Genomic DNA, 9,101 nt, shown 5'->3' with positions numbered 1-9,101 from the left:
ACTTACGGAATGTCACCGAATCATGTTCACATGGGCGCCACAACTCACCCTGTCTTTGCCATTACAAGACAGTCACGCTTTGTGTGCGTTTTCGGTCTGATCGGTGCCATCCTGGCGCTGACCGGGTGTCAGGCGTCCTCCGACTCCTCCACGGAGACCTCGGAGCCGAAGGCCCGGGAGCTGGTCGACCTGCGCAGCCGCATCCTGTCGTACACGGAGGGCCTGGACCCCGACGGCCCCTACTCGCCGCCCGGCGAGGAGCAGCGGGCCCGGCTGGTCCGCGGCGTCGGAAGCCTGCTGGAGGGGGACGCGCGCGAGGCCGAGCGGCTGCTCGCCCCGGTCGGTCTCGGCGTCACGCGGCTCACCGACACCGAGTCCGGCCGTCGCTACGACGAGGTCGCGGCCACCGGCTCGGGCGAGAGCGCCCGGTGGGGCCGGCTGTACCTGAACGCCGACTCCCGCGTCCGGTGGAGCGCGCAGGTACCGCACCCCGTCGCCGACCGGGACACCGAGGAGCTGGGCGTGCGCCTGCTGGAGGACACCCCGGGCGGCGCGCTCGTCCTGGCCGGCGCCCACCGCCGGGCCGGACGCGGCGACGCCGCGGACGTGGCCCACCGCGAGGACAGCGCCTTCCACGGCATCGTCCTGGAGCTGCAGGAACGCGGTGTGCCCGGCGTCCAGCTGCACGGCTTCGCCGAGTCCACCACGGACCGCTACGACGCGGTGCTGTCCACCGGCGCCGCCGAGAGCGCCCCCGGCGAGGTGTCCGCCCTGGCCGACCGGATGGAATCGGAGGGGCTGCGGGTCTGCCGGGGCTGGTCGGCGCGCTGCCCCCTGGAGGGCACGACCAACGTCCAGGGCCGGGCGGCCCAGCGGCAGCACGCGACCTTCGTCCACCTGGAACTGGCCCCCGACGCCCGCGGCGACGGCCGTGACGCCGACGAGGCCGCGGACGCGCTGGCCGGTCTGCTGAGCACCTGGGCGAACGACTGACCGACACTCGTGGCCGCGGGCCGGCTCAGCAGCAGCCGGCTCCGGGCAGGGACCGCTTGTTCCGCGCCTCCCTGTTGCGGGCCGCCAGCAGCTCGTCGGCCGGATAGCCGACCTCCTCCAGCGTCAGCCCGTGCGGCCGTACGACGTGCACGGCCGAGTCCCGTACGCCGGCCGCGAGCACCTTCCCCGGCCAGTCGGGCCCTCGGTGCCCGTCGCCGACGAACAGCAGGGCCCCGATCAGGGAGCGCACCATGTTGTGGCAGAAGGCGTCGGCCCGCACGGTGGCCGTGACGATGCCGTCGTCGCCGCGCACCAGGCTCAGCTCCTGGAGGGTCCGGATGGTCGTCGCCCCCTCCCGCTTCTTGCAGTAGGCGGCGAAGTCGTGCTCACCCAGCAGGCCGCGGGCGGCCTCGTTCATGGCGTCCACGTCGAGGGGCCAGTCGTGCCACAGGACGTGGCCGCGCAGCAGCGGGTCGACGCCGCCGGGATTGTCGGTGACCCGGTAGGCGTAGCGCCGCCAGACCGCGGAGAACCGGGCGTTGAATCCACCGGGCGCCTCCCGGAGGGCCCACACCCGCACGTCCCTGGGCAGCCGCCCCGCGAGCCGCTTGAGCAGCTTCACGTGGTGCTCGGCCCAGACCTCGCGCGGCAGGTCGACATGGGCGACCTGGCCCCGGGCGTGCACCCCGGCGTCGGTCCGCCCCGCCACCGTCAGCTCGTACGTCCGACCGGACCGCGTGACCGTCCGCAGGGCGTCCTCGATCTCGCCCTGCACGGTCCGCCGCCCGCCGGCCTGCTTGGCCCAGCCGGAGAACTCGCTCCCGTCGTACGACAGGTCCAGCCGCACCCGTACGAACCCGGGCTCCGCTTCGTCACTCACTCCTGGATCCTCTCACCCACGCAAAGGCGGGCCCGCCCCTGCGAAAGGGACGGGCCCGTCAACGCCCTGAAGGGGCGCGGGGAACTGCGCGAGCAACCACGACGAAGCCGCGGCCGCCGACGCACAGCGCCCGGCGGAACGCTTACGCGTCCTTCGACTCCTCGGCGGAAGCCTCGTCGGCCTTGGTCGTGTCGACCTTGGCCTCGGGGGCCTCGGCGACCTCGGCGTCCTTGGCGGCGCGCTTGGTGGCGGCCTCGGCCTCGCCGGTCGCCTCCTGCGCCACGGTCAGCGCCTCGACCAGCTCGATGACCGCCATGGGCGCGTTGTCGCCGCGGCGGTTGCCGACCTTGGTGATCCGGGTGTAGCCACCGGGACGGTTCTCGTAGCGCGGGCCGATCTCGGTGAAGAGCGTGTGCACGACGCTCTTGTCCGTGATCACCTGGAGCACCTGACGGCGGTTGTGAAGGTCGCCCTTCTTCGCCTTGGTGACCAGACGCTCGGCGTACGGACGCAGCTTGCGCGCCTTGGCCTCGGTGGTCTTGATCTTGCCGTGCTCGAAGAGCGACTTCGCGAGGTTCGCGAGGAGCAGCTTCTCGTGCGCGGCGCTGCCGCCCAGACGGGCACCCTTGGTGGGCTTCGGCATGGTGTTTCTCCTAGGTGTCTGCCCCGGCCGTATCAGGTACCGGGGTCAGTATCCGAGCGGGCGGGTTTGCCCGTCGGAGACCCGCGCCCCGAAGGGCGCGGGGAACTGCGCGGCCGGCCACGGCCGGCCGGCGGCCGTGAACGAACCGTCGAACCGAGCTCTCAGTACTGCTCGGTCTCGACGAAGCCCGCGTCCGCGTCGTCGTCCGCGCCGAACGCGTCCGCGGCGGCGGTCGGGTCGAACCCGGGAGGCGAGTCCTTCAGCGCAAGCCCCATACCCGCGAGCTTGGCCTTGACCTCGTCGATCGACTTCGCACCGAAGTTGCGGATGTCGAGCAGGTCCGCCTCGGAGCGAGCGACGAGCTCACCCACGGAGTGGATGCCCTCGCGCTTGAGGCAGTTGTACGACCGAACGGTGAGCTCCAGCTCCTCGATCGGCAGCGCCAGATCGGCGGCGAGCGCGGCGTCCGTCGGGGACGGGCCCATGTCGATGCCCTCGGCGTCGATGTTCAGCTCGCGGGCGAGACCGAACAGCTCGACCAGGGTCTTGCCGGCCGACGCCATGGCGTCGCGCGGACGCATGGCCTGCTTGGTCTCGACGTCGACGATCAGCTTGTCGAAGTCGGTGCGCTGCTCGACACGCGTGGCCTCGACCTTGTACGTGACCTTGAGAACCGGCGAGTAGATCGAGTCGACCGGGATACGGCCGATCTCCTGGCCCACCTGCTTGTTCTGCACGGCGGAGACGTAGCCGCGACCGCGCTCGACGGTCAGCTCCATCTCCAGCTTGCCCTTGCCGTTGAGCGTGGCGAGGACGAGGTCGGGGTTGTGCACCTCGACACCGGCCGGGGGCGCGATGTCGGCGGCGGTGACCAGACCCGGGCCCTGCTTGCGCAGGTACATCACGACCGGCTCGTCGTGCTCCGAGGAGACGACCAGCTGCTTGATGTTGAGGATCAGGTCGGTGACGTCCTCCTTGACGCCCGGCACGGTGGTGAACTCGTGCAGGACACCGTCGATGCGGATGGACGTGACCGCCGCACCCGGGATCGAGGAGAGGAGCGTACGGCGCAGGGAGTTGCCGAGGGTGTAGCCGAAGCCCGGCTCCAGCGGCTCGATGACGAACCGGGAGCGGAACTCGTCGACGACCTCTTCGGTCAACGAGGGACGCTGAGCGATCAGCATGTGGTGATCCTTAAGTCAGGGGCGCCCGCTATTTGACGCCCGACTAGTACTGCAAGGGTACGGGCGGCACGACCCGAAAGAGCCGTACCGCCCGGAAAACCCTGGTGTAGCGAGATCAGACGCGTCCGGCCGGACGCGACGGATCAGACGCGACGGCGCTTCGGCGGACGGCAGCCGTTGTGCGGCGTCGGGGTGACGTCCTGGATCGAGCCGACCTCGAGGCCGGTCGCCTGCAGGGAACGGATGGCGGTCTCACGACCGGAACCCGGGCCCTTGACGAAGACGTCGACCTTGCGCATGCCGTGCTCCTGAGCGCGGCGGGCAGCCGACTCGGCGGCCATCTGCGCGGCGAACGGCGTGGACTTCCGGGAGCCCTTGAAGCCGACGTGGCCGGCGGAGGCCCAGGAGATCACGTTGCCGGTCGGGTCCGTGATGGACACGATCGTGTTGTTGAACGTGCTCTTGATGTGCGCGTGGCCGTGAGCGACGTTCTTCTTTTCCTTGCGGCGCACCTTCTTGGCAGCGCCCTGACGTCCCTTGGGGGGCATCTATATCTCCTACGGGAGGTGGTCGGTCCTACAGCGAAGACCGCTGGACGGCGAGTCCGCTGCGGACTACTTCTTGCCCGGCTTCTTCTTGCCGGCGATGGCGCGACGCGGGCCCTTGCGGGTACGGGCGTTCGTGCTGGTGCGCTGACCGCGGACGGGCAGACCGCGACGGTGACGGAGACCCTGGTAGGTACCGATCTCGACCTTGCGGCGGATGTCGGCCTGGACCTCGCGACGGAGGTCACCCTCGGTCTTGATGTTGTTGTCGACGTACTCGCGGATCGCGACGAGCTGCTCCTCGGAGAGGTCGCGAACACGGGTGTTCGGGTCCACGCCGGTGGCAGCGAGCGTCTGCTGCGAGAGAGTCCGGCCGATGCCGAACACGTAGGTGAGGGCGATCTCCACGCGCTTTTCGCGCGGGATGTCAACACCGGAAACGCGTGCCATTCAATGGCTCCAGTTGATCTTCGGAGGTCTTCCACAGGACCGGTCCCCGGCCGCCGTATCAGGTACGGATCGGGTCCCCGGCCTCCGAACCGGGGGTGTCGGGCGCCTGGGCGCCCGGGTCCTGCGTATGAACATGTTCAGCTCGCGTCGCGCGAAGTCTTGCGAATCGCGCAGGGAACGGTCGTGCGTCAGCCCTGGCGCTGCTTGTGGCGCGGGTTGTCGCAGATGACCATGACCCGACCGTGACGGCGGATCACCCTGCACTTGTCGCAGATCTTCTTGACGCTCGGCTTGACCTTCATGGGTGTGAGGTTCTCCGGGTCAGTTGCCGGCGGGCCCGCGCGCAAGCACGCGGGACGTGGGCAAGATCTACTTGTACCGGTAGACGATCCGGCCACGCGTCAGGTCGTACGGAGACAGCTCCACCACGACCCGGTCGTCAGGGAGGATGCGGATGTAGTGCATACGCATCTTGCCGCTGATATGTGCCAGGACCTGGTGGCCGTTCTGGAGCTCGACCCTGAACATGGCGTTCGGAAGAGACTCGACGACAGTGCCCTCGATCTCGATGGCACCTTGCTTCTTGGCCACGCTTCGCCCTTCGAATCGACTACCTTGATCGACTCCCCTGCGGAGTGCGAATGCATGCAGGCATGCGGGTGCACGAGAGCCGACGAGTCAGTCTACGTCAGCACACCCGGAAAGGCGAAACGAGGTAGCCTGCCCCACCGGGGTGATCGTTATGCGACGGAAACCACCCCGGCACAGAGCGCTCACGCGAGCGGGTCCGGCGCCGCCGTGACGCCCAGCTCCGCCAGCTTCGCCTTGCCGCCGTCGGGAGCCGTCAGCACCAGCGGCCCCTGCTCCGTGAGGGCCACCGAGTGCTCCCAGTGGGAGGACCAGGTGCCGTCCGTCGTGACGACCGTCCAGTCGTCCTCCAGGACCTCCGTGCGGGGTGTGCCGAGGGACACCATCGGCTCGATGGCCAGACAGAAGCCGGGGACCAGCTTCGGGCCCTTGCCGCGCCGGCGCTCGACGTAGTTCAGCAGGTGCGGATCCATGTGCATCTCGGTGCCGATGCCGTGGCCGCCGTAGTCCTCGATGATCCCGTACTTGCCTCCGCCGGGCTTGGGCTGGCGGCGGATGTACGTCTCGATGGCGCGGGAGACGTCGACCAGCCGGTTGCCCTGCTTCATGGCCGCGATGCCCGCCCACATCGACTCCTCGGTCACCCGGGAGAGCTCCACCAGCTCCGGTGAGTGACCGGAGCCGACGAAGGCGGTGTACGCGGCGTCGCCGTGCCAGCCGTCGATGATCGCGCCGCAGTCGATGGAGATGACGTCGCCGTCCTTGAGGACGACGTCCTCAGACGGGATGCCGTGGACGACGACCTCGTTCACGGAGGTGCAGATGGTCGCCGGGAAGCCGCCGTAGCCCAGGAAGTTCGGCTTGGCGTCGTGCTCCGTGAGCACCTTGCGGGCGACCTGGTCCAGGTCCTTGGTCGTGGCGCCGGGCACGGCGGCCTCGCGCGTGGCCGCGTGGATGGCGGCGACGACCAGGCCCGCCTCACGCATCTTGGCGATCTGCTCGGGGCTCTTGATCTGCACCATGGGGACTGCGGCCTTTCTGGACCGGAGGGTACGGGGAAACGCTTCCAACGATACGGGGCGGGGCCACCCCACCCCACAGCACAGCCGCGGCCCCTGAGCGAGGGACCGCGGCTGCGGCGGACTGACAGGACTACTTGTCGCGCTTGAGCGCCTCCAGCGCACGACCCGTGACCTCGGCCACCGGTCCCGTCGCCGCGATGGTGACGACCAGGCCCTGCGCCTTGTAGTAGTCGATGATCGGCTCGGTCTGCGTGTGGTAGACCTCCAGCCGCTTGCGGACCGTCTCCTCGGAGTCGTCGTCCCGCTGGTACAGCTCGCCGCCGCAGACGTCGCAGACGCCCTCCTTCGCCGGCGGCGAGTACGTCACGTGGAAGACGTGCGACGGCTCCTTGCGGCACAGGCGGCGGCCGGCGATCCGCTTGACGACCTCGTCCTCCGGAGCCTCCAGGTCCAGCACCGCGTCGAGGTTCATCTCCTCGGTCTCGAGGAGCTCGTCCAGCGCCTCGGCCTGGGAGACGTTGCGCGGGAATCCGTCCAGCAGGAAGCCGCCCTCGGCGTCGGGCTGCTCCATGCGGTCCTTCGCCATGGCGATGGTGACCTCGTCCGGCACCAGGTTTCCGGCGTCCATGTAGGACTTGGCGAGCTTGCCCAGCTCGGTCTGCCGGCTGATGTTCGCGCGGAACAGGTCGCCCGTGGAGATGTGCGGAATGTGCAGCGTCTCGGCAAGGCGGGTGGCCTGCGTTCCCTTTCCGGCGCCCGGCGGCCCGACGAGGACGATTCGCATCAGCGGAGGAACCCTTCGTAATTGCGCTGCTGGAGCTGGCTCTCGATCTGCTTCACCGTCTCGAGACCGACACCCACGATGATCAGGATGCTGGTACCACCGAACGGGAAGTTCTGGTTTGCCCCGAAACCAGCCAACGCCATTGTCGGGACGAGAGCGATCAGACCCAAGTACAGCGAACCCGGCCAGGTGATCCGGTTGAGTACGTAGCTCAGATACTCAGCGGTCGGTCGGCCAGCCCGGATGCCCGGGATGAAGCCACCATACTTCTTCATGTTGTCCGCGACTTCCTCGGGGTTGAACGAGATGGCCACGTAGAAGAAGGCGAAGAAGACGATCAGGAGGAAGTACAGGGCGATGTGCGACGCGGCCTCGGGATCGGCCAGGTTCTTCTGGATCCAGACGGCCCAGCCCGCCTGCGAGCCGGAGAACTGGACGATCAGCGCCGGGATGTAGAGCAGCGACGAGGCGAAGATGACGGGGATGATGCCCGCCTGGTTCACCTTGAGCGGGATGTAGGTCGAGGTACCACCGTAGGAGCGGCGGCCGATCATGCGCTTCGCGTACTGCACCGGGATACGGCGCTGTGCCTGCTCCACGAAGACGACCAGGCCGACCATGACGAGACCGACGGCGATGACGATGCCGAACTCGATCCAGCCGCCCGCCAGGTTGCCCTCCTTCTTGATGGCCCACAGAGCGGACGGGAAGGTCGCGGCGATCGAGATGAACATCAGGATCGACATGCCGTTGCCGATGCCGCGGTCGGTGATCAGCTCACCGAGCCACATGACGACGGCCGTACCGGCGGTCATGGTGACCACCATGACGATGGTGGTGAAGATCGCCTGGTCGGGGACGATCTGTCCGGCGACGGTGCAGCCGGAGAAGAGGGCGCCGCTGCGGGCGGTGGCCACCAGGCCGGTGCCCTGGAGGATCGCGAGCGCGATGGTCAGGTAGCGGGTGTACTGCGTGATCTTCGCCGTACCCGCCTGGCCCTCCTTCTTCAGGGCCTCCAGGCGCGGGATCACCACGGTCAGCAGCTGCAGAATGATGCTCGCCGTGATGTACGGCATGATGCCGAGCGCGAAGACCGTGATCTGCAGCAGGGCGCCGCCGCTGAACATGTTCACCAGACCGAAGAGGCCCTGGTTGCCGGACGCCTGGTCCACACACTCCTGGACGTTCTTGTAATCGACGCCTGGGATGGGGATGTGGGTACCGAGCCGGTAGACCACGATCATGCCGAGCGTGAAGAGCAGCTTCTTGCGCAGGTCGGGCGTCTTGAACGCCCGGGCGAACGCGGTGAGCACGGTGCCTCCTGCGACCCCCGCGCTACTGCGTCAAGGGTGACGGTCTTGAGGATTCGACTGACGACTTAGTAAGTAACGGTCAACTGCCGCCCAGGGTGCCCCATGTGACGCACCCGTGAAAGAGGGCAGCGCAGGCCACCTTACCGGCGGGAGCACTTCCCTTGAAACGACCAACCGGGGATACCCCATTTGTGGGGCATCCCCGGTTGGGATCGCTCAAGTCATCGAGACGCCTGAAGGGTTCAGACGAGCTCGGTGACGGTGCCGCCGGCGGCGGTGATCTTCTCCTTGGCGGAGCCGGAGACGGCGTCGACCGTCACCTGCAGCGCCACGGAGATCTCGCCCTGGCCGAGGACCTTGACGAGGCTGTTCTTGCGAACGGCACCCTTGGCCACCAGGCCCTCGACGGTGACCTCGCCACCCTCGGGGTAGAGCGCGGCCAGCTTGTCGAGGTTCACGACCTGGAACTCGGTCTTGAACGGGTTCTTGAAGCCCTTCAGCTTCGGAAGACGCATGTGGAGGGGCATCTGGCCACCCTCGAAGCGCTCCGGAACCTGGTAACGGGCCTTCGTACCCTTGGTACCACGACCGGCCGTCTTACCCTTCGACGCCTCACCGCGACCGACACGGGTCTTCGCGGTCTTGGCGCCCGGGGCGGGACGGAGGTTGTGGATCTTGAGCGGGTTGTTCTCCGCCATG

General features: G+C 68.3%; 12 protein-coding genes. 1 reads left to right on the top strand and 11 read right to left on the bottom strand.

Annotated elements, in window-relative coordinates; translation table 11 throughout:
* Positions 1–9 precede the first annotated feature (9 nt).
* Positions 10–993 (top strand): hypothetical protein, encoded by a 984-nt coding sequence (locus tag ACZ4V1_RS05580; RefSeq protein WP_468329718.1) that lies wholly within the window; start codon positions 10–12, stop codon positions 991–993.
* Between the two features lie 25 nt (positions 994–1,018).
* On the opposite strand, the gene truA is transcribed toward ACZ4V1_RS05580, so the two are convergent.
* The 11 genes from truA to rplO all read right to left on the bottom strand — a co-directional run bounded on the left by truA (position 1,019) and on the right by rplO (position 9,100).
* Positions 1,019–1,873 carry a tRNA pseudouridine(38-40) synthase TruA gene (gene truA, locus ACZ4V1_RS05575; protein ID WP_468329715.1) on the bottom strand — a complete coding sequence of 285 codons (855 nt, stop codon included), beginning with the start codon at positions 1,871–1,873 and terminating at the stop codon, positions 1,019–1,021.
* Positions 1,874–2,015: 142 nt separating this feature from the next.
* On the bottom strand, positions 2,016–2,516 hold the full coding sequence (gene rplQ, locus ACZ4V1_RS05570; RefSeq protein ID WP_468329712.1) for a 50S ribosomal protein L17: 501 nt from the start codon (positions 2,514–2,516) through the stop codon (positions 2,016–2,018).
* 161 nt (positions 2,517–2,677) lie between these two features.
* Complete coding sequence (locus tag ACZ4V1_RS05565) at positions 2,678–3,700, bottom strand: DNA-directed RNA polymerase subunit alpha (RefSeq protein WP_003966937.1); 1,023 nt, start codon at positions 3,698–3,700, stop codon at positions 2,678–2,680.
* 143 nt (positions 3,701–3,843) lie between these two features.
* Positions 3,844–4,248, bottom strand: a complete 405-nt coding sequence (gene rpsK, locus ACZ4V1_RS05560; RefSeq protein ID WP_003948617.1) for a 30S ribosomal protein S11 — start codon at positions 4,246–4,248, stop codon at positions 3,844–3,846.
* A gap of 66 nt (positions 4,249–4,314) precedes the next feature.
* Positions 4,315–4,695, bottom strand: a complete 381-nt coding sequence (rpsM, locus tag ACZ4V1_RS05555; protein WP_003974244.1) for a 30S ribosomal protein S13 — start codon at positions 4,693–4,695, stop codon at positions 4,315–4,317.
* A 188-nt stretch (positions 4,696–4,883) separates the two neighbouring features.
* Positions 4,884–4,997 (bottom strand): 50S ribosomal protein L36, encoded by a 114-nt coding sequence (gene rpmJ / locus ACZ4V1_RS05550; protein WP_003974245.1) that lies wholly within the window; start codon positions 4,995–4,997, stop codon positions 4,884–4,886.
* A gap of 67 nt (positions 4,998–5,064) precedes the next feature.
* On the bottom strand, positions 5,065–5,286 hold the full coding sequence (infA, locus tag ACZ4V1_RS05545) for a translation initiation factor IF-1 (protein ID WP_004927214.1): 222 nt from the start codon (positions 5,284–5,286) through the stop codon (positions 5,065–5,067).
* Between the two features lie 182 nt (positions 5,287–5,468).
* Positions 5,469–6,305, bottom strand: coding sequence for a type I methionyl aminopeptidase (gene map, locus ACZ4V1_RS05540; protein ID WP_468329708.1), 837 nt, complete (start codon positions 6,303–6,305; stop codon positions 5,469–5,471).
* 130 nt (positions 6,306–6,435) lie between these two features.
* The gene (locus tag ACZ4V1_RS05535; RefSeq protein WP_468329705.1) at positions 6,436–7,089 is read right to left on the bottom strand and encodes an adenylate kinase; all 654 of its coding nucleotides are present in this window, start codon (positions 7,087–7,089) and stop codon (positions 6,436–6,438) included.
* On the bottom strand, positions 7,089–8,402 hold the full coding sequence (gene secY, locus ACZ4V1_RS05530) for a preprotein translocase subunit SecY (RefSeq protein ID WP_468329702.1): 1,314 nt from the start codon (positions 8,400–8,402) through the stop codon (positions 7,089–7,091). Before secY ends, ACZ4V1_RS05535 begins: the two co-directional genes overlap by 1 nt.
* Before the next feature lie 242 nt (positions 8,403–8,644).
* Positions 8,645–9,100 (bottom strand): 50S ribosomal protein L15, encoded by a 456-nt coding sequence (gene rplO / locus ACZ4V1_RS05525; protein ID WP_003974249.1) that lies wholly within the window; start codon positions 9,098–9,100, stop codon positions 8,645–8,647.
* Between the last annotated feature and the right edge of the window lies 1 nt (position 9,101).

It is taken from the genome of Streptomyces sp. NPDC028991 (genome assembly GCF_055564775.1).
This window is presented reverse-complemented; position numbering and strand designations above follow the sequence as displayed.